Here is a 20,492-nt window from a genome sequence, read left to right as displayed (position 1 = left end):
TTTACTGTGATATATTAGTTACACAAATAGTTGAATGGATTTAGATAGAGGAACGATAATGGAAGAACAGAAACATAAGCGACGCATACATTACAGCGGCAAGTATCCCCGGCATTTTGCTGAGAAGTATAAGGAACTCAATCCCGAAAAGTATGGGGAGGAAGTGGCGCATGTTATCGCCAAGGGCAATACGCCGGCGGGCATGCATATTCCCATTATGGTGGAGGAGATTCTGGATGTGCTGGCCATTCAGCCCGGCGAGCAGGGCTTTGATGGCACGTTGGGGTATGGCGGTCATACGCTGGCCATGCTCGATAAACTTGCGGGGCAGGGGCGGCTTTACAGTGGGGATATTGACCCGATTGAGTCGAAGAAAACAGAAGCGCGCATCCGCGACAAGGGCTTTGGCGAGGATATCTGGCAGCTGCGGAATATGAATTTTTGTCAGATTGATGAACTGGCGCAGGAAGTCGGTGGCTTTGATTTCGTACTGGCGGACCTCGGCGTGTCCTCCATGCAGATTGACAACCCCGAGCGGGGCTTTACCTTCAAGAGTGATGGGCCGCTCGACTTGCGGCTGAATCCTGAAGCGGGGATTACGGCGGCAGAAAGGCTGGCGGATATTTCCAAGGAGGAACTTACGGGCATGCTGCAGGAAAACGCAGATGAACCTTATGCCGCCGAGATTGCCCGGCAGATTACCCGCCGCCGCTGGCCGATTAAGACCACGCGGGAGCTTTATGACGAAGTAGCCAAGGCTTTGGCGAAGGTGGAACTGCCCCCTGAGATGAAGGAGCGGGCCGGTTACAGCACGAAGAAGCAAGCGCTTGCGCGGGAAGAACTCATCAAAAAAAGCAGCGCCCGGGTGTTCCAGGCACTGCGTATCGATATCAATCACGAGTATGAAGTTCTCTATGAGTTTATGGAAAAACTGCCGGAGGCGTTAAGACCCGGCGGGCGGGCCGCCATTCTGACCTTCCATTCCGGCGAGGACAGGATTGTGAAGAAAGCCCTTAAGACTTTCTTCCAGCAGGGCATCTACCGCGAGATTTCGCAGGAGGTTATCCGTCCGTCCAAGGAGGAATGTTACCGCAATAGCCGGGCACATTCCACGAAACTCAGGTGGGCCATAAAGGCTTAATTGCGTCTGACCTTGGCAAAATGAAGTTCCGGGATATGTTCAATTAAATTCATATTATGGGCTAGAGCGTAGAATGTCTCCAGCCCTTTTTTGTATTCCTCGGTTAAATTCCATTTGATGGTGTTATAGAGGTAGCTGTCGAGCTGTTCATAGGTGAAGGGCTTATCGTCCAGTACCGAACGGATGATTTTATCCTTCTGTTCCGGGTACTTGCGGAAGGACTTGGTCACGCGGTCGTAGATAAGCTGCAGCATTTCCAGATGGCTTTCGGCAAAGTCCCGGTTAACGACCCAGAGGGCATAGACCATCTTTTGGCCGGTGAGTTCCTGCCACTCCTGGCCCAAATCGTAGTAGTAAAGCCCTTCTTCGCGGTGATGGTAGCACCAGAGGGCATCATCACCGATGAGCAGGGAGGCCGTGGCGTCATCTGGGATGGGCGCATCCGGGCCGACATGGCGCACATAGTAGTTGGGAATGGCGCCGTAACTGCGCAGGATGATTTTTAAGAGGCAGTGCGAGGTCGCGCTCTTGGCCGTGAGGATGATTTTGTCATCTTTTAGGCTTTCGATGGGCTTCTTGGAAATCAGCAGGATGCTCTGTACAGGGCCATCGGTGCTGATGCAGACGTCGGGAAGAATCACTAATTTTTCGCTGTGGCGGGCGTAAATGATGGATGAGGTATTGCTCATGTCCAGACGCCCGTTGATGATGTCATTATTCAGGACGGCAGGTACGCCGCGGGTTATGGAAAGCCCCTGGGCGGCGCCGTGATTGTAGCTGTAGGAAAGGGGCAGGACGTTCAAAAAGTCGATATGCCCAACGCGGGGACAGGTCATAGGTGTTCCTCCTTTGGAAAAAGTTCTCCTCCATTATACCGCGGCCGTTCCTTTTTTGCCAACGATAATATCCTGTGGGAATTGTCAGAAAAGCGCCATGAATGTTGACTTTTGGCGGTCATTAGAGTAAAATTGTTTGATGTAATCAACTTACAGTTATACAGTTTATTTTGCGATAAAATTGGATTTTGCTGAGGAGGAATTTTGATGGATGAATACGTAAATTGGGGGCGCTGGTTTTCCATTCTGCACCGCCGTTCACAGCTGTTTGTGGTGGAAGCCTGCCAAAAGTTCGGTTTAACTTTTTCTGAGTATATCATGCTGATTCGCATTTTTGACCATGAAGGGGCCAAACAGGATGAGCTGGCGGCCATGCTTTATCTCGATAAGGCAGTCGTGACGCGCACGATTAACCTTTTGGTGGACAAGGGCTTTATCTATCGGGAGGCCGATACCAATGACCGCCGCATCCGCCATATCTATCTGACGGATTACGGCCGTCAGCAGCATGAATATCTGCGCAATGTCATTCAGGGCTGGGTGGATTATCTGGTGGCAGATATGGATAAGAAGGAAATCAAGGAGCTGTTCAACGGTTTCCATAAGTTGGTGGACAGAGCCTGTGATGCGGACTTGGTAGAACTGGTCAAGCATTTGCCGACAGGGGGCGCTGTTCGTGATAAACTTTAAGTTTGGCGCGGCAGCTCTGCTGGCGGTGACGGTTCTGTTCAGCGGCTGCGGTCATAAAGAAGCGGCCCAGGATAAGCCGATGCTGGTTAAGACCCAGCAGGCAGGTTTGGGGGCAAGTGCGGAAAGTGGCAGCTATTCCGGTACGGTGAAGGGGCGTCATGAAACCAATATGTCCTTTCAGGTAGGGGGACAGATTCTGGCCCGGAACGTACAGGCCGGCAGCCGGGTACGGGCCGGGGATGTGCTCATGGTCATCGATGCCCGTGATGTGGTGCAGCAGGCCAATCAGGGCGATGCTCAGCTGGCTTCAGCAAGGGCGCAGCTCTCGTTAGCGGAGAAGAATCTGGAGCGTTATACCCAGCTCTATCAGGAAAATGCGATATCCCGTGCCACGCTTGACCAGTATCAGACGAATTATGATGCGGCGTTTGCGGCTTATAGAAGTGCATTGGCGCAGCAGAAGCAGGGTCATAACTCTTTGGGATATACCAACCTTACTGCCGGAGCTAACGGCGTAGTGTCCTCTATCTCGGCAGAGGAAGGTCAGGTCGTGGCCGCCGGGCAGACGGTGCTGACACTGGTACAGACCGGCGAAATGGAAGTGGAAATCTCTGTGCCGGAAAACAAGGTCAGTGAACTGACTCTGGGCATGCCGGTTTCGGTGAATTTCTGGGCGTTAAAGGGCCGGGCTGATGGCACTATCCGGGAGATTTCGCCCATGGCAGATCCAACTGCCCGCACCTATAAAGTCCGGGTGGCCATTCCGGAACCGCCGGAGGGTATGCAGCTGGGCATGACAGCTAACGTCTCCATTAAGGGAGCCGATAATGCTGGCGCGGAAGGTGCTGTACTTCCGCTGGCCGCTATTTTCCAGGATGGGGATACGCCGCAGGTCTGGGTAGTGGACGAAGATAACAAGCTCACGGCCAAGGCTGTAACCGTAGAAAATCTGGGGGATGACAAGGTGCTCGTTACGGGCCTTAATGCCACGGATTTGATTGTTACGGCTGGTGTCCATAAGCTGCACGAGGGGCAGACGGTACGGACGGAGGCGGACTGATGCGGAATCTTACGGAAGTCAGCTTAAAGAACCGCACCTTGGTGTGGTATTTTATCATCGTCACCGCCATTGGCGGTGTCCTGTCCTACTTTCAGCTGGGGCGTATGGAGGACCCGAACTTCACCATTCGTCAGATGGTGGTGACGGCGGCCTGGCCCGGAGCTACGGCGCAGGAGATGGAGGAGCAGGTTACAGACAAGCTGGAGAAGCGCCTGCAGGATACGCCACATCTGAAGAATATCAAGAGTGAAAACCGCGCGGGGCAGACGGTTATCTATGTGGAATTGGATGATGCCATTGCCAAGGATGATATCCGCCCCACCTGGCGGGATGTGCGTAATTTCTGTGAGGACATCAGGAAGGATTTGCCGGAAGGTGTCTATGGCCCTTATTACAACGACCGTTTTGATGATGTGTTCGGCACCATCTATGCTGTGACCGGTGAAGGATACAGTTACGAAGAACTGCGCCAGTACGCAGAAAAGACCCGCCGCATGCTGCTGAATGTGCCCAGCGTCCAGAAGGTGGAGCTGATTGGCGAGCAGAAGGAAAAAATCTATGTGGAACTGGATACCATGAAGCTTTCGGAGCTGGGAATCAGTCCGCAGGTGATTTCAAATGCCTTAAAGACACAGAATGAAATGACGGCAGCAGCTATGGTGGACACGGATTCGTCCAATGTCTATCTGCGACTGTCCGGTCAGTATGAAGATGTAAACGCCATTGCCGAAACGCCTATCAGCGCGGGCGGTCGCAACTTCCGACTGGGGGATATCGCCAAGGTAACCCGTAAGGCCAGTGACCCCGCGGGAAACAAGATGTTCTTTAACGGCCAGCCTGCCATTGGTATTGCTGTGTCCATGGAGGACGGCGGCAATATTTTGGATTTGGGCGACAACCTCAAAAAACAGATAAAGGCTATACAGGCAGAAGTTCCTGCCGGCGTGGAAATCCAGCAGGTGGCGAATCAGTCAGATGTGGTGCGTGATTCCATCAACGAGTTTATCAAGACACTGCTCGAAGCTATTGTTATCGTACTGGCCGTAAGTTTCCTGTCTTTGGGCTGGCGCACCGGCATGGTTGTAGCCTGCTGCATACCGCTCGTGCTCTGCGGCGTCTTTATCTGCATGTATATTCTGGGCATTGATTTCCATAAGGTGTCCCTGGGTGCCTTGATTATCGCATTGGGCCTTCTGGTAGATGATGCCATTATCGCCGTGGAAATGATGAGCGTGAAACTGGAAGCGGGGATGAACCGTTTTGATGCGGCCTGCTTCGCCTTTAAGGCCACAGCTAAGCCCATGCTTACCGGTACGCTGATTACCTGTGCTGGCTTCATTCCCGTGGCCTTTTCCGAGGGCATGGCCAGCGAATTCTGCAGTGCCTTGTTTCCGGTTATCGGCATAGCCCTGGTGCTTTCCTGGATTGTGTCGGTTATGGTGGCTCCGCTTCTGGGTACCTATATGATTAAGGCGAAGCCCAAGGTGGATTCCGCTGGGGAAATCAATCCCTATCAGAGTCGGTTTTATGTGGAGTTCCGTAAGGTACTGTGCTTCTTCCTGAGTCATCGCCGGTTGGTGCTGGTGGGTACGGTGGTACTCTTTGTCCTGTCGCTGGTGATGATGCCACATATCCGGCAGGAATTTTTCCCGACTTCCACACGGCCGGAAGTGCTGATGGAACTGAAACTGCCGGACGGAGCTTCCATGGAGGCCTCCCAGCAGGTGGCTGACCGCATGTCGCAATTCCTCCAGCAGCATGAGGATTTGCTGGAAAGTTATTCCTACTATGTAGGTCGGTATGCTCCCCGCTTCGTGCTGACGGTTGACCCCAAGGCAGATGCGGATAATGTCACCAACTTTGTGATTGTGACCAAGGATGTCAAAGCACGTGAGGCCTTGGCCAAAGACTTGCAGCAGGCCTTTAACGAGGAGTTTTCGGATGTGCGGGCCAAGCTGCAGTATATTCAGACCGGGCCGCCGACGGATTATCCGGTGATGCTGCGGGTGCGCGGATACAGTCCCGAGCAGGCAAAAACTATCGCTCACAAGGTGGAACAGATTGTGGCTGCTGATAGCAACAACTACAACGTGCATCTGGATTGGAACGCCAAGAGCAAAGTGGTGAAACTGGAACTCGACCAGGATAAGCTCAAAAGTTTGGGCTTGAGTGCCCAGGCGGTGAAGCAGATGATTTACACTGAGGTCACTGGTGCCAAAGCGGCACAGTTCTACAATGGAGACCGAACACTGGACATCACCCTGCGGCTTTCCGTAGCCGACCGGGAAGATTTGGGCAAATTGGGCAGCTTGCCCGTCTATTTGGGCAGTGCCGGTTATGTGCCGCTGGAACAGATTGCCAAGATTTCCTATGGCGCAGAAGACGGCCTGGTGAAGCGGCGCAATCTGATGCCGACGGTGACGGTGCAGGCCGAAGTTCATAGCGGTACCGCCAATGATGCCACGAAAAAGGCCTATGAGGCTACGCGCGAGCTGCGGGAGGATTTGCCCTTCGGCTGCAGCATTGAACCTGCCGGAGCCTTGGAGGACAGCCACACGGCATCCCAGCATTTGTTGGCGCCTGTGCCGGCCATGCTCTTTGTCATCATGACCCTCTTGATGTTCCAGTTAGACAGTGGCAAACAGATGCTGCTTACCCTGCTGACGGCTCCCTTGGGGCTTATCGGCGTGGTCTGGGGCATGCTTCTGACAGACTCGGCCATGGGCTTTGTGGCTGAACTGGGAATCCTGGCACTTTTCGGCATGATTATCCGCAACTCGGTAATCCTTATCGACCAGATAAAGAAACACCTTGCCGAAGGAGAAAGCCCCTATGATGCAGTGGTGGATTCGGCCATTCTCCGTTTCCGTCCCATTATGCTGACGGCGGCTGCGGCTATCTTAGGTATGCTGCCATTGATGGTCAGCAAATTCTGGGGGCCTATGGCAGTAGCCATTGCCAGCGGCCTGTTGGTGGCTACAATCCTGACGCTTTTGGTGCTGCCAACCATGTATGCTGTAGCCTATAGGGTACCCAGTGAGGACAAGTGTGATTAATAATTACTATTGATTGTATAGAATTAATTGACAATTCCCCTTTATGCCTTTTATAATAAGGTGTAGAGGGGAATTCCTGCATTGACAAAAAATCTCAATTCTGCTATGATTTAGCTTGAAATTGATAATATTTCTACATTATCGATTTTGTTCTCCAATGGCAGAATGGGGAAACAGGATGCCCAATAAAGAAATAGGCGGGGATAATCCCTGTTTATATGTTGTTTTATGTTAAGGAGGATGGATTCGATGTTCCAGAAAACTGACTTTTGGATTGGTCTGGCTGTAGGTGCTGTTGCTGGTATTTTTGGCTATCGTTTCATGCAGGAGCGTGAAGCTCAGCTGGCTGCTATGCAGCAGGCTGCTCCCGCTGCTGAACTTCCGGTTGCTGAACTGCAGCGCCAGAAGGAAGAGCTCGAAGATTTGATCGCAGCTCAGGAAGCGAAAAAGGCTAAATAAGTTATAAATCGTTTTTGACGAGAAAGGAGACTGCCGCTCTTGACGTTTGCGGCAGTCTTTTCTTGTCAACAGGGAGGAAATTGTTTTGAGTTTGCTGGGAAACATCCAAATCCCCACCAATAAGTTGGATTTATTTATCCGTTCTGTGGATATCTCGTCCTATCTGCCCGGACGGGTGCGTTTGTATAGCAATAATCTCATCGGCAATGCCGGTTTGGCAGCAGAAGTCGAAAGTCAGCTGTTGGCTTTTGGCGAGATTGACAGTGTGCAGACCAACACCACATCGGGTTCCATATTAATCCTTTATGAGCCGGAAAGACTTCGCCGCAACGCAGAACTGCGCAAGGTGGAGGAGTATATTATGACGCATGCGAGGAGGAAATAACGAATGTCTTATGTATCAGGTTTTATGATGGGGGCGGCTATTGGCAAGAGCATTCGCCAGATGGTAGCAGGTGGCGGTGCACCTAAGATGGGTAGCGCAGCCATGCCTTTGCGCAAGGTAAAGCGCACGGTGGCAGCAGCAGTCTGCCCGGCGCCGTCCTTTAAGCTGGTGTCGAGCCTGCCTGGACGCCGCCGTTATCGCGTGAGCAAGCTTTCGCCGGAACTGGCAAAGCTTTTGGAAGAACAGCTTGTTAAGCTCAATTATGTGAAAAGTGTACAGGCAAATCCCGTCAGCGGCAGCATCCTGCTGGTATTCGATGAGGCCTATGAGGCCGATGTCGAACAGTTGGCACAGTGGCTGGAACGTAAGTTCTTCGGCGGTGTGGCCGCTAAAATCAGCCATGGCTTTGGCAAGATGGCGGCTATGGCAAGCTCTGAAGCCCATGCAGGCAGCATCACGCGCAGCATTCGCAATACGGCGCGGGCATTCAGCCAGTGGATTAAGGACCATACCTGCGGTTGGTTCGATATGAGCTCTTTGGCTTCGCTATTGTTCCTGCTCCGTGGTCTTAGAAAGATGATGCTTACTAAGCAGTATCCATCAGGCTCCCAGATGCTCTGGTGGGCCGTGACCTTAATAAGAGGGTGGCGTACCGTATGATGTACGGAAATTGTTATTTTCACCTGCAGGCAGCGCTCAACCGTGAAGAACGGGCAAAGCTGGCCGCTAAAATCCGCCGCAACCGCAATATTATTGCGGTGACGGTGGATGAATGCAAGGTGCATATCTGGTATAAACGACAGATGACGGCTTATCAGCTGCAGGAAATTCAAAAAATGCTGATTGAAACCGTAAAACGCCTGCAGGAAGCGGCCATTACGCCCTCTGAACGGCTGGCCGAATACCGCCGGGATGCCGTGATTTCCCTGGCGGGCTTTGCGGCGATGGAAGTCTTAAAGCGCACTTCGCCGCAGCTTTTTGTGGGCTCGAAGATTTTGCGCAGCCTGCTGGTGCTGGGCATTGCCCGGAAGTTTATCCAAAACGGCGTGAGCGGCGTGGTCAAAGACCATCAGCCCAATGCCGATACCCTGACGGCTACGGCCGTTATCGCCTCAGTGCTGGCGGGCAAGCCCGAATCCAGCCTGACACTTTTGGCGCTGTCCAACGGTGCAGAAATGCTCACAAGCTATGCGGCTGAAAAGGCCCGTACGCATATCTCGGGCCTGCTTTCTCTTGACCAGCGTTATGTATGGCTGGTGGAAGGCGAGGTCGAGCGCAAAGTTCCTGTGGAACAGGTCAAGGTTGGCGATACCATCGCGGCCCATACCGGTGAAAAAATCGTTGTGGACGGCCGGGTAATCAGCGGCGATGCCGCAGTCAATCAGGCATCCATTACCGGTGAGTCCAATCCTGCCATGAAGCATACGGATTCGCCTGTCTATGCCGGCAGTGTGGTTGAGGCCGGTGAACTGGTTATCAAGGTCGAAAAGGTCGGTAAGGACACGTCGCTGGCCCATATCGTCCATCTGGTGGAAGAAGCCCAGAACCGCAAGGCTCCGGTGCAGAACTTTGCCGACAAGATGGCCAATTTCCTCGTGCCAGTTTCCTTTATCGGCGCAGGTATTGTCTATGGTGCTACCCGTGATTGGCAGCGTGTGTTGAACCTCTTGTTTATCGACTTCTCCTGCGGGCTCAAATTGTCCACGGCTACGGCCATGTCGGCGGCCATCGGTGCGGCGGCCAAGCGCGGTATCCTCGTCAAGGGCGGCAACTATATTGAGGCTCTGGCCGAAACCGATACGGTCGTGCTCGATAAAACGGGTACGCTCACGGTGGGCATTCCGCAGATTGCCTTTGTCAAAACCGCCAAGGGCGTAGAGGAAAAGGAAATGATTCTCTTGGCATCTTCTGCCGAGCAGCATTCCGTTCATCCGCTGGCGGTAGCCATTCAGAAATACGTGGAGGCGCAGGAATGGACTTCGCCTCAGCATACATCTTCCAAGACCATTGTGGCCCGCGGTATGCAGGCCAAGGTGCCTGACTTTGAAGGGTATAAGGGGGGCCTCATTCGTGTCGGCAGCCTGAAATTCCTGCGGGAAAACGGCATTGAAGATACGCAGGGGCTGGCGGATGGCCTGGCCTTCAAGAATCTTCTCTATGTAGCCCGTGATAAGGACCTTATCGGCGTTATCGGTATCGAAGATCCCATCCGTCCGAAGATGAAAAAGACGCTGAATCAGATGCGCCGTCATGGTGTGGATGAAATCGTCATGCTCACGGGCGACAGCAAGGCGGTAGCCGCCGAAGTTGCCCACAATATGGATATTGACTCCTATCATGCCGAAATCCTGCCGGAGGACAAGAGCCATTATGTCAACAAGCTCAAGCAGCGTGGTACGGTCATGATGGTCGGCGATGGTATTAACGATGCGCCAGCATTGGCTTTCTCCGATGTCGGTGTATCTCTGGGCGGGCGGCAGACGGATATTGCCGCGGAATCCTCGGCTGTGACCATCCACTCCGAAGACCCGGAACGTCTGATTGAAACTCTGCAGCTTGGCCGCCGCACCATGGATTTGGTGCATCAGAACTTCATGGCGACCATTCTGGTCAATTCCTCGGCTATGCTTTTAGGCGCGTTGGGCAAAATCAGCCCGCTGTGGGCGGCCGTGATTCACAATACGGCAACTTTGGCTGTCGTGCTTAACAGCTGCCGTATTTTGAACAGCAATAAGTCTGGTTTCTTTGCCCGCAGCAACCGCCGGGCAGCCTGATAGAAAAGGGGGATAATCATGCAGAACGACTGGAAAAATTTACCCTTGGGCCTGCCCATGACGATGGCTTCGGTGGGCACGCTGGCAACCCTGTTCGCCGGCAAGAATCTTCACGCCGGCTTCGGTGTTGCCTGGGCGGCGCTGTCCTTTTGGCATGGCTGGCAGCATCATAAGAAGATGCAGGCTGATGCGGGCAGACTCAAAAACTGCTGCCTGACGGTCAAAGCGGATATTCATGCACAGCTTACTCCCGTGCAGGTGCTGGTGAACAGCTTTCAGGTGGATTCCTATGTACCGGGCCGTGTGCGCCTGCGCAGCAGTCTGCTGGCAGCTTATCCCGAATGGCAGCAGCCCCTGGAGGAATATGTAAAATCCTTCACAGGCGTGCAGACTGCCGCTATCAATCCGCTGACCGGTTCCCTGCTTATCACCTATGATATAGCACAGCTTCGACAAAAGCCGAAACTTGCCGTACTGGAAGATAAGATTGCAGAATTGGCGGCAGAACGGCTGTAACCCTAATGACATAAAGCAAGCCCCCTGGCAGATGGAAATGTGCCAGGGGGCTGTTTTACGTCATATTATTTTAATTTTGCTTCCAACTGGTCAATGCGTTTATGGGCTGCGATAAATTCCTGAGCAATGATTTTGAAGGCCTCGGCGCTCATGAGCTGGTCCTCGGCATGGAGAATCAGCAGGGTGACGCTGCTGCCTTGACCATCGTTGGCTTCACGGGTTAAAAGCCCCGTATGGGCATCATGGCCCTCGACGAAACTTTCATCGCCCTGGGCGATGAGCTTTTCTGCCCGGTCATAGTCACCGGCTTTGGCGGCCTGAATGGCTTCGATATAGGAGCTGCGGGCGGCCCCCACACCGGAAATAATCTTAAACGCGATCAGTTCTAAATCTTCCACAGAAAAAACCTCCTTTCCTCTTGTTGGCGATGGCAGTATTTCCGCCATCATCCTCTATACATAATTAGCGTTTGACTGAGAAAATCCTGCCTGTATACATTCTTTGGTGGTGGAAAATTCTATAGAAAAATTAATTTGATAGCGTTATAATAAATTTTGTGTTCAAGGTGTTCAGTAAGCAGACTAAGGAGGCCCCATGCGACTATTAAAAGCCATGCAGGAGGCGGAGCGTTTCTCGCCTACGGAACAATCCGTCATTGACTATATCACGAAAAATCCGCAGGAAATTGCGACCATTTCCATCCGGGAACTGGCAGATCGTACCTTCACCAGCCCCGCGGCCGTGTTCCGGCTTTGCCAGAAGCTGGGGCTCAAAGGTTATAATGAGTTTAAGATACGTTTTATGAGCGAGATGAGCCGTTCCTCTGCTGACCATGACATTTCGGCCATGATCAGCCGTCCCATCACGGATAAGGACTCCGTAAGGGATATTGTGCGGAAGATGGCAGCCATTGAGATAGAGGCCATCGAGGAAACAAAGAACGAGATGGATATGGCGCAGCTCGAACGCATAGCCAATCTCATGGAAAAGGCGGCTGTCATTGACATCTATGCCTATGACCAGAACTATTCACTGGCGGAAACTGCCGTTTACAACCTGCTGCAGGTGAAGCAGACGGCTGTAGCGCATAACTCCATGAACAGTCAGTTTTCTCAGGCGTTGATTTCGGACAAGAGTCACTTCGCCATTCTCATCAGCCGTTCCGGGGAGAACAAGCGCCTCCTGCGCACGGCGAAAATTCTGCGGGAGTGCCATGTACCCACGGCGCTGCTGACCTGTAACAAGGATACGCCCCTTTCCCGCATCTGTGATGAGTTCCTCTACGTGGCCAATACTTTGGAATATCTGGACTGCGGCGGCAATATCTTCAGCGTGGGGGTGCGTTACTACATGGACGTGCTGGTGGGCATCATTCTGTCCAAGCATTTTCAGGCGATTGAGGAATTCTACGACCTTTACGAAGGCGCAATCGGCCGTTCTGATGCCAAGGACAGGCTCTGGTAAAAGTACGATAAAAACAATATAGAAACCATTTTCCGAAACATTGTTTAATCTTGTTTCGGATTTTTTTATTTCTTTTGAAACGACATTCCAGAACTGTCTGAATCTCTTGAACAGACGGAATTACCATGCTATATTAGGAACGTACCAAGGAGGAAAATCCCCGGGAAATGTGAAGAACAGTTCCAACGCGCGCAGGGGATACAGGAAATCATAATTTTAGCTTTAGGATTAGTTCATTTGAGAAAGAGAGGCTTTACCTCATGACGAAACAAGAGATGTTCGATAAGTTTGTCGAATTCATGGCTCGCTTCGCCGAGTACAAAGCGGTAGCCGCCTTGCGGGACGGTTTTATCATGACCACCCCTTTCACCATTTGCGGCTCCTTGTTCCTGTTGATTGCAAATCTGCCTATCCCGGGTTATCCCGAGCTGATGGCCAGCATGTTCGGCCCACATTGGACGGACCCGCTGAATGCCGTAGCTGGTGGTACCTTTAATATCTTAGGATTTATCGCGGTTCTGGCCATCACCTACAAATATGTAGAGGCTGAAGGCTGTGACGCTATTATGGCTTCCATCCTGGCTCTGGCCATGTTCGTCATCATCATGCCTGCCAGCGTTGCTGTGGACGGCGGCGCTCTGGCGGAAAACGTCATGCCAAAACTTTGGGCCGGCAGTAACGGTGTTATCACGGCCATTATGGTGGCCTTCTTCACTTCCGTTGTCTGCTGCTGGTGTGAGAAGAACCACATTGGCATCAAGATGCCGGCTGCAGTTCCCGGCGGTGTGGCCCGCGCCTTTGAGGCTCTGACTCCTGGCGTCATCCTCTTTACGACCGCTGCGGTTGTATTCGGTCTTTGCCACTTCATCGGCAATACGACTTTGCCGGAACTTATCTTCGCGGTAATTCAGACGCCGCTGCAGGGTCTTTCGGATACCATCGTGGGCGGCACGGTATTCTCCATGCTGATGACCGTTCTCTTCTGGGCCGGTATTCATGGCCCCAACGTGGTCGGCGGCATTCTCAATCCGCTGATGATTGCCAACTCTCTGGACAACCAGAAAATCCTCGATGCCGGTATGAGCCTCTTGGGTAACCCGGATGCACATATCCTCACCATTCAGATTACCGATACGTTGATGAAACCCGGTGGCTGCGGTGCAACCTTCGGCCTCTTGATTGCCAGCTATCTGGTGGCACGTTCCCAGCAGATGAAAACCATCACCCGCCTGGGCACGGTCCCCGGTCTCTTCAACATCAACGAACCCATCATCTTCGGTCTTCCCATCGTGTTCAATCCGTACATGATTGTTCCGTTCTGCCTGGCGCAGCTGGCTGTTATGCTGATTGCCTATGGTGCCATTGCCGTTGGCTTCATGGCTCCCTTCAGCGCCATCCAGGTGCCCTGGACTACGCCGCCCATCATTGCCGGTTTCCTCATGAATGGCTGGCAGGGGGCAGTCGTACAGATTGCAGGCCTAGCTGCAGCTACTGCCATTTACTTCCCCTTTGTGAAGGCGCAGGATAATGCGTTCTATAAGGAAGAGCAGAGCGAAGCTGAGGAACATGAACATGAAGAAGAGGGTACGCCCGTACTGAACCATTGAGATATAAAAGGAGTGCATAATTATGAAAAAAATCATTCTTCTCTGTGCCGCAGGTATGTCCACCAGCATGCTGGTCAAGAAAATGCAGGAAGCGGCTGCATCTGAGAGTTTTGAATGTGAAATTGCCGCTTATCCTACTGCTGAAGCAAAGGACAAGGCTTCCGATGCCGATGTAATTCTGCTTGGCCCCCAGGTGCGTTTTGCCAAGGCCAAAGTGCAGTCTGCCTGCCCGGGCATTCCCGTGGAAGCCATCGACATGAAGCTCTATGGCCGCATGGATGGCAAGGGCGTGTTGGAAGCAGCTAAAAAGCTGATTGCTTGAGCAGGGGAGGATGCGTAAATGGAAGGTTTAGAACTCACTGCATTTCAGATTATCTCTTCTGTAGGCACGGCCCGCAGTTCCTATATTGAGGCCATTCAGCAGGCCAAGGAAGGAAACTTTGCAGAGGCAGAATCCCTGATTAAAGAGGGGGACGAAGTGTTCGTGGAGGGACACAACGCTCATGCAGGCCTCTTGCAGCAGGAAGCCGAGGGCGGCCCCGGCAGCACATTGTCGCTGTTGATTCTCCATGCCGAGGACCAGCTGATGAGCGCCGAGGCGTTTAAGACCATCGCCCAGGAGTTTATTGATGTTCACAAGAAGATTGCAAAGCTCGAAGCGCAGAACAAAGCTGCCGCTAAAGTGGCTTGACGAAGGAGATACAATATGAGTTTTTCGAAAGGTTTTTTATGGGGCGGTGCAGTAGCTGCTCATCAGCTCGAAGGCGGTTGGCAGGAAGGCGGCAAGGGCATAAGTGTAGCCGATGTCATGACCGCGGGCCGTCATGGGGTACCCCGTGAAATCACCCCGGGCGTGCTTCCTGGCAAGAACTATCCCAACCATGAGGGTATTGAATTCTACCATCGCTATAAAGAAGATATTGCGCTGCTGGCCGAGATGGGCTTCAAGTGCTTCCGCACCTCCATCGCCTGGACCCGTATTTTCCCAAAAGGGGATGAGACGGAGCCCAACGAAGAGGGCCTGAAGTTCTATGATGACCTCTTTGACGAAATGCACAAGTATGGCATGGAGCCGGTCATCACCCTGTCGCATTTTGAAATGCCTTACCATCTGGTCACCGAGTACGGCGGCTGGCGGAACCGCAAGCTGGTGGATTTCTTCGTCCGCTTTGCCACCGTCTGCTTTGAACGCTATAAGCACAAGGTTAAGTATTGGATGACCTTTAACGAAATCAATAATCAGCGGGAGCTGAATGTGCCATTCACCGCCTTCACCAACAGCGGCGTGCTCTATAAGAAGGGTGAGGACAAGAAGGCTGTCATGTATCAGGTGGCACACCATGAGTTCGTGGCTTCGGCTAAGGCCGTTATCGAAGGCCATAAGATTAACCCGGACTTCCAGATTGGCTGCATGCTGGCCATGACGCCCGTGTATCCGGAAACCTGCCGCCCTATGGATCAGATAGCAGCTTTGAAGGAAATGGACAAGAGCTTCTTCTTTGGCGATGTACAGGTGCGGGGCCATTACCCCAACTATGTGCTGAAGGAATGGGAGCGCAAGGGCTATCAGATTGAGATGGAAGATGGCGATTTTGACATTCTGTCCGAAGGCACCGTGGACTACTACGCGTTCAGCTACTACATGAGCCATGCGACCACATCTGTGGACAGCCGCAAGAAGAATCTGCAGGGCGGTTTCTTCGACGGGGTCAAGAACCCCTATATCGAGGAATCCGATTGGGGCTGGCCCATTGACCCTGTTGGACTGCGCTATATGCTGAATGTTCTGCAGGAGCGCTATGAACTGCCGCTGATGATTGTGGAAAACGGCATTGGCCTCCATGAGACGCCCAATGCTGACGGCCTTATCGAAGATGATGCCCGCATTGCCTACTTCCAGGCCCATATCGCTGAGATGAAGAAGGCTGTGGAAGAAGACGGTGTAGACCTTATGGGCTATTGCCCCTGGGGCCCCATTGACCTGGTATCTGCTGGTACCGGCGAAATGGAGAAACGCTATGGCTTTATCTATGTGGATAAGGATAACGAAGGCAACGGCACCCTTAATCGTGCCCGTAAGAAATCCTTCTACTGGTATAAGAAGGTCATTGAGAGCAATGGCGAAGACCTCAGCCTTGATGAAGAGGAACTGCCCAAAGCAGCCTCCTTTTAAGTGAATTGAAAATATCCCTTAGTGAGTACAGACTGCTGCACGTTAACAAGTGCAGCAGTCTTTTTTATTATGAAAATATGACAAATGTCATACGATTATTTATGAAGTTGTGACAGAGTTCAGCTGACTTTGGTCGAGTTTGATATTATAATTCTTATTGTCAGAAAAAAACAAAGCTTAACTATCTTGCACCGATTGGGGAAAATCGTGCAGGAGAAATTCCGAAAGGGGAATGAATTATGGAAATCGCATTTTGCCGTATTGATGACCGTCTGATTCATGGTCAGGTGGCAACAGTTTGGACCAAGGTTACGGGCTGCAACCGCATCATGTGCTGCAGTGATGAAGTAGCTAAGGATGACATGCGCAAGAAACTCTTGCTGCAGGTTGCGCCGCCGGGAATTAAAGCTTACGTTGTGCCTGTGGAGAAGGCCTGCGAAGCTTATAAGAATCCGAAGTATGATGCATTTAAGACCTTGTTCCTGTTCACGAAGCCGGCTGATGTGGTTCGTGCAGTGAAGGGCGGTATTCCCTTCAAGTCCGTAAACCTGGGCGGCATGACTTACAAAGACGGCGATACGCTGATTTCCAGCGCTGTAGCGGTAAATCCGGATGATGTCAAAGCACTGCTCGAACTGCAGGAAATGGGCATCGAAGTGGAAATCCGCAAACTTGCCAGCGAGCCGAAAGGGGATTTGATGTCGGCTTTGAAGGCAAAAGGTCTTGCATGATTCGTTAGGGAATCTTAGAGAATTCGTTAGGGGGAAATGAAATTATGACGAGTGTACAATTTATTTTGCTCATCGTTGTGGCAGCCATTGCCGGTATGGGGAGTGTGCTCGACGAAGCACAGTTCCATCGTCCGCTGGTGGCCTGCACGTTGGTCGGTCTTGTATTAGGTGATATGACAACCGGTATTATCTTAGGTGGTACTCTGGAAATGCTGGCTCTGGGCTGGATGAACGTTGGTGCAGCTATGGCACCGGATGCGGCTCTGGCTTCTGTAGTATCTGCAATCCTTGTAATCGTTGGTCATCAGTCCATCGGCGCTGGTATCGCGCTTGCCGTACCTCTTGCCGCTGCTGGTCAGGTTCTCACCATCTTCGTTCGTACGATTACCGTATTCTTCCAGCATCTGGCTGATAAATTCGCTCTCGAAGGCAATGCTTTCGGCATTGAAATGTGCCATATCGGCGGTCTGCTGCTGCAGGGTATTCGCGTAGCTGTTCCGGCTGCTGTCGTTGCTGCTGTTGCTGGTACGGACACCGTTAACGCTATGCTGGCTTCCATTCCGGAAGTTATCACCCGCGGTCTGCAGGTATCCGGTGGTTTCATCGTAGTTGTAGGTTATGCAATGGTTATCAACATGATGAACGCCAAGTCCCTCATGCCGTACTTCTTCCTCGGCTTCCTCATCGCTGTGTTCACCAACGTCAACCTCATCGGTTTCGGTGCTATCGGTCTTATCGCTGCTTACTTCCACATCCGTGGCCTGCAGCGTGAACTGAATGGCGCAGCTGCTGGCGGCTCTGGTGACCCGCTCGACAGCATTGATGATTCCGATTTGATGTAAGGGGAGGTTCGACTCATGGAAAAACAGCTCACTAAAGGCGATCTCGTATCGATTTTTATCCGTTCCAACTTCCTGCTCGGCTCCTTCAACTTCGAGCGTATGCAGGCTATCGGCTTCTGCGTGTCCCTGATTCCGGCACTCAAGAAGCTCTACAAAGATGACCCGGAAGAATACAAGCGTTCTCTGAAACGTCACCTCGAATTCTTCAACACCCAGCCGTTCCTGGCAACCCCGATTATGGGTATCATTGCCGCCATGGAAGAAAAGAAGGCTAACGGCGCCGATATCGGTGAGGACACCCTGTCCGGCGTTAAAGTAGGTCTGATTGGTCCTCTGGCTGGTGTTGGTGACCCGATTTTCTGGGGCACGCTCCGTCCGGTCCTCGCAGCTCTCGGTGCTGGTGTTGCTCTGACGGGCAGCATCGTCGGCCCGCTGATTTTCTTCGTGGCATTCAACGTCATTCGCCTTCTGACCAACTGGTACGGCGTAATGTACGGCTATGATAAAGGTACGGAACTCGTAAACGAAGTAGGCGGCAACCGCATGCGCTACCTCACCGAAGGTTCCTCTGTACTCGGTCTCTTGGTTATGGGTGCTCTCGTAGCAAAATGGACCACGGTCAACATGCCCATGGTGCTGTCCTCCTATACGAACAGCCAGGGTGAACAGGTCGTTACCACGGTTCAGAGCCTGCTCGACAGCCTGATGCCTGGCATCGTGCCCATGCTCATGACCTTTGCCTGCATGTATCTCTTAAAGAAAGGTGTTAATCCGCTGATTATCATCCTGGGCCTCTTCGCCCTTGGCATTGCTGGCTACGCTGTTGGTCTTTTCGCCTAAGATAAGTCCAGTAGTAGTCTACATACACATTCCATTATTATATTCATTCCCGAAAAAAGCTCCGCGAGTTTCGCGGAGCTTTTTAGGTGCTTGTATTTCAAATCCACATATGTCTTAAGCACAAGGCGATAAAGCAGACGATGGAAACCCCGAAGGTGAAGTATTCCACGCACTTCACGGGATAGGCATAGTGCAGGGGAATATCCAGTACCCGGGGCACGTTGCTGGCCAGCAGGGAGGAGGCTATGGATACATAGAGCAGTACGTTGGTCAGCGGCATGGTCAAATGGGTCGAAAAGGCCCGAATCAGCAGATATAACGCAAAGGCAATGAAAAAATAAGCAATCTTATCTCCGTGCAGTTTCATGTTCATCGTATCACATCCTTGTCAATGCAGGTGAATCAGGGTAATTATACATATCTATTCTCCCTGACCGGTGGATTATCCTGCAATTACCAGACAATTTGCAAATTTTATTTTGTTGCGAGAATGGTATATAATGTAGAAAAAGATACAGATTTAGCTTGACTTATTTATAATATGTGCTAAAGTGTTAACATATTAATTTACTAGGTTTTATAATAAATTTACAAATGGAAAGAAGGAATTATTATGGCAGAAGAAAAGAAATCCGTGGCGGAAGCCAGGGAAGAAGCCCTGCGGGCCCACAATCCCAAGGCCAGCCGCAAGCAGCTTGTGCTATGGTTCGGCGCGCTGATTGCAGGCGGTTTTTTAGGCTTCTTAGGGATTGCCCCGCTGAATGAACTGTTTAACTTTATCGCCACGGTGTTTACCCGACTGTTCCAGTTTATTGCCGTGCCCACCATCGCTTTGGCGGTGATTACCACGCTGGCGGCATTGGGCGGCCAGCGGGAAACCGGCCGTATCTTTGCCCATGCGGTGAGTTATACTTTCCTGACTACGCTGGCGGCTGCTGCAGTTGGCTTGGGACTGTATCTGTGGATTTCACCAGGCAATCTGCCGGCAGAAATCGTAGGGGCTGGAGCTTCTGCTGTGCCTATGGACAAGGTAGGCAAGCTCACCTACTATGACCATATTCTCTCGGTGATTCCCAATAATGTATTGCAGCCGTTCCTGGCTGGTAATGTACTGTCGGTGATGCTGATTGCCGCCTCCGTTGGTTTGGGGCTGGCCTTTATGCCCAAGACGGAAAATCGGGAAGTGCTGCTGAAGGGCCTGCATGGTTTGCAGGAACTGCTCTTCACTTTGATTCGCGCCATTTTGTGGGCACTGCCGGTGGGGATTCTGGCCTTTGCCGGTCAGCTGTCTGCCCAGATTGAAGCGGGCGTAATCGTCGGCGCATTGAGTCAGTATGTAGCTGTTGTTATGGGCGGCAATCTCATTCAGATGTTTATCGTCATTCCGCTGTTCTTGCTGCTACGGGGGCTTAATCCGCTCGATGTGTTCCGTAAGATGTCTCCGGCTGTGGCTGTGGCGCTCTTTACCAAAAGTTCTGCCGGAACCCTGCCGGTGACGCTGGCCACGGCTGAACAGAATCTAAAGGTAAATCCCAAGGTATCCCGCTTCGTTCTGCCTATCTGCACCACTATCAACATGAATGGCTGTGCAGCCTTCATTCTGGTGACTTCCTTGTTTGTGATGCAGAATGCCGGTTTTGAACTGACGCTCGGCACCATGATTGCCTGGGTATTTATCGCCGTACTGGCTGCTATCGGCAATGCCGGTGTGCCGATGGGCTGCTATTTCCTCACGCTGTCTTTGATGAGTTCTCTGGGTGCGCCGATCGGCCTGATGGGGGTCATCTTGCCTATTTACACCATTATTGATATGATAGAGACAGCGGAGAATGTCTGGTCAGATGCCAGCGTCTGCGCCATGACAAATCATGATTTGGCTCGGGAACTGGAACCCAGCCCGAGTATCCAATCATAAGCT

21 protein-coding genes are annotated in these 20,492 nt (G+C 52.0%); 18 read left to right on the top strand and 3 right to left on the bottom strand.

Annotated features, from left to right (window positions below):
- The first annotated feature begins 58 nt into the window (after nt 1–58).
- Nucleotides 59–1,141: a 16S rRNA (cytosine(1402)-N(4))-methyltransferase RsmH gene (gene rsmH / locus P157_RS0102050; protein WP_026759548.1), complete on the top strand. Its 1,083-nt coding sequence runs from the start codon at nt 59–61 to the stop codon at nt 1,139–1,141.
- Here rsmH and P157_RS0102045 read toward each other — a convergent pair.
- Nucleotides 1,138–1,977, bottom strand: a complete 840-nt coding sequence (locus tag P157_RS0102045; RefSeq protein WP_026759547.1) for a menaquinone biosynthetic enzyme MqnA/MqnD family protein — start codon at nt 1,975–1,977, stop codon at nt 1,138–1,140. The genes rsmH and P157_RS0102045 overlap by 4 nt on opposite strands.
- Nucleotides 1,978–2,184: 207 nt before the next feature.
- On the opposite strand from P157_RS0102045, the gene P157_RS0102040 reads away from it, so the two are divergent.
- The 8 genes from P157_RS0102040 (at nt 2,185) to P157_RS14755 (ending at nt 10,917) form a co-directional block, all read left to right on the top strand.
- Nucleotides 2,185–2,667: a MarR family winged helix-turn-helix transcriptional regulator gene (locus P157_RS0102040; RefSeq protein WP_026759546.1), complete on the top strand. Its 483-nt coding sequence runs from the start codon at nt 2,185–2,187 to the stop codon at nt 2,665–2,667.
- A complete protein-coding gene (locus tag P157_RS0102035) occupies nt 2,654–3,727 on the top strand; it encodes an efflux RND transporter periplasmic adaptor subunit (protein ID WP_074672094.1) in 1,074 nt (357 codons plus the stop codon). Before P157_RS0102040 ends, P157_RS0102035 begins: the two co-directional genes overlap by 14 nt.
- Nucleotides 3,727–6,783, top strand: coding sequence for an efflux RND transporter permease subunit (locus P157_RS0102030; protein ID WP_026759544.1), 3,057 nt, complete (start codon nt 3,727–3,729; stop codon nt 6,781–6,783). Before P157_RS0102035 ends, P157_RS0102030 begins: the two co-directional genes overlap by 1 nt.
- Nucleotides 6,784–7,032: 249 nt before the next feature.
- Entirely contained in the window at nt 7,033–7,242 is a 210-nt protein-coding gene (locus tag P157_RS0102025; RefSeq protein WP_014423389.1) for a hypothetical protein, read from the top strand.
- An 85-nt stretch (nt 7,243–7,327) separates the two neighbouring features.
- Nucleotides 7,328–7,627, top strand: coding sequence for an HMA2 domain-containing protein (locus P157_RS0102020; RefSeq protein ID WP_026759543.1), 300 nt, complete (start codon nt 7,328–7,330; stop codon nt 7,625–7,627).
- Between the two features lie 3 nt (nt 7,628–7,630).
- Nucleotides 7,631–8,287, top strand: a complete 657-nt coding sequence (locus P157_RS0102015) for an HMA2 domain-containing protein (RefSeq protein WP_026759542.1) — start codon at nt 7,631–7,633, stop codon at nt 8,285–8,287.
- Nucleotides 8,284–10,401 (top strand): heavy metal translocating P-type ATPase, encoded by a 2,118-nt coding sequence (locus tag P157_RS0102010; RefSeq protein ID WP_026759541.1) that lies wholly within the window; start codon nt 8,284–8,286, stop codon nt 10,399–10,401. Before P157_RS0102015 ends, P157_RS0102010 begins: the two co-directional genes overlap by 4 nt.
- A gap of 18 nt (nt 10,402–10,419) precedes the next feature.
- Nucleotides 10,420–10,917, top strand: a complete 498-nt coding sequence (locus P157_RS14755) for an HMA2 domain-containing protein (RefSeq protein WP_051598450.1) — start codon at nt 10,420–10,422, stop codon at nt 10,915–10,917.
- A gap of 65 nt (nt 10,918–10,982) precedes the next feature.
- Here P157_RS14755 and P157_RS0102000 read toward each other — a convergent pair whose 3' ends face one another.
- The gene (locus tag P157_RS0102000) at nt 10,983–11,315 is read right to left on the bottom strand and encodes a PTS lactose/cellobiose transporter subunit IIA (RefSeq protein ID WP_026759540.1); all 333 of its coding nucleotides are present in this window, start codon (nt 11,313–11,315) and stop codon (nt 10,983–10,985) included.
- Between the two features lie 196 nt (nt 11,316–11,511).
- Here P157_RS0102000 and P157_RS0101995 point away from each other — a divergent pair, with 196 nt between their 5' ends.
- From P157_RS0101995 to manZ, 8 genes are all read left to right on the top strand, one after another.
- Nucleotides 11,512–12,381, top strand: a complete 870-nt coding sequence (locus tag P157_RS0101995) for a MurR/RpiR family transcriptional regulator (RefSeq protein WP_080695363.1) — start codon at nt 11,512–11,514, stop codon at nt 12,379–12,381.
- A 260-nt stretch (nt 12,382–12,641) separates the two neighbouring features.
- Nucleotides 12,642–13,988: a PTS sugar transporter subunit IIC gene (locus P157_RS0101990; RefSeq protein ID WP_026759538.1), complete on the top strand. Its 1,347-nt coding sequence runs from the start codon at nt 12,642–12,644 to the stop codon at nt 13,986–13,988.
- A gap of 22 nt (nt 13,989–14,010) precedes the next feature.
- Nucleotides 14,011–14,310, top strand: a complete 300-nt coding sequence (locus P157_RS0101985; protein WP_026759537.1) for a PTS sugar transporter subunit IIB — start codon at nt 14,011–14,013, stop codon at nt 14,308–14,310.
- An 18-nt stretch (nt 14,311–14,328) separates the two neighbouring features.
- Nucleotides 14,329–14,679, top strand: coding sequence for a PTS lactose/cellobiose transporter subunit IIA (locus tag P157_RS0101980; RefSeq protein ID WP_026759536.1), 351 nt, complete (start codon nt 14,329–14,331; stop codon nt 14,677–14,679).
- 15 nt (nt 14,680–14,694) lie between these two features.
- Nucleotides 14,695–16,161, top strand: coding sequence for a 6-phospho-beta-glucosidase (locus P157_RS0101975; protein WP_026759535.1), 1,467 nt, complete (start codon nt 14,695–14,697; stop codon nt 16,159–16,161).
- 239 nt (nt 16,162–16,400) lie between these two features.
- Nucleotides 16,401–16,892 (top strand): PTS system mannose/fructose/N-acetylgalactosamine-transporter subunit IIB, encoded by a 492-nt coding sequence (locus P157_RS0101970; protein WP_026759534.1) that lies wholly within the window; start codon nt 16,401–16,403, stop codon nt 16,890–16,892.
- 44 nt (nt 16,893–16,936) lie between these two features.
- Entirely contained in the window at nt 16,937–17,734 is a 798-nt protein-coding gene (locus P157_RS0101965) for a PTS mannose/fructose/sorbose transporter subunit IIC (RefSeq protein ID WP_026759533.1), read from the top strand.
- Between the two features lie 15 nt (nt 17,735–17,749).
- Nucleotides 17,750–18,574, top strand: coding sequence for a PTS mannose transporter subunit IID (gene manZ, locus P157_RS0101960; RefSeq protein WP_026759532.1), 825 nt, complete (start codon nt 17,750–17,752; stop codon nt 18,572–18,574).
- Nucleotides 18,575–18,671: 97 nt separating this feature from the next.
- Here manZ and P157_RS0101955 read toward each other — a convergent pair whose 3' ends face one another.
- Nucleotides 18,672–18,947 (bottom strand): hypothetical protein, encoded by a 276-nt coding sequence (locus P157_RS0101955; protein ID WP_230578426.1) that lies wholly within the window; start codon nt 18,945–18,947, stop codon nt 18,672–18,674.
- A 240-nt stretch (nt 18,948–19,187) separates the two neighbouring features.
- On the opposite strand from P157_RS0101955, the gene P157_RS0101950 reads away from it, so the two are divergent.
- On the top strand, nt 19,188–20,489 hold the full coding sequence (locus P157_RS0101950) for a dicarboxylate/amino acid:cation symporter (RefSeq protein WP_026759530.1): 1,302 nt from the start codon (nt 19,188–19,190) through the stop codon (nt 20,487–20,489).
- Nucleotides 20,490–20,492 lie beyond the last annotated feature (3 nt).

It is taken from the genome of Selenomonas ruminantium AC2024 (assembly GCF_000687995.1).
GTDB lineage: Bacteria > Bacillota > Negativicutes > Selenomonadales > Selenomonadaceae > Selenomonas_A > Selenomonas_A ruminantium_B.
Note: the sequence above shows the minus strand (reverse complement) of the source record. Positions and strands in the feature narration are given on the sequence as shown.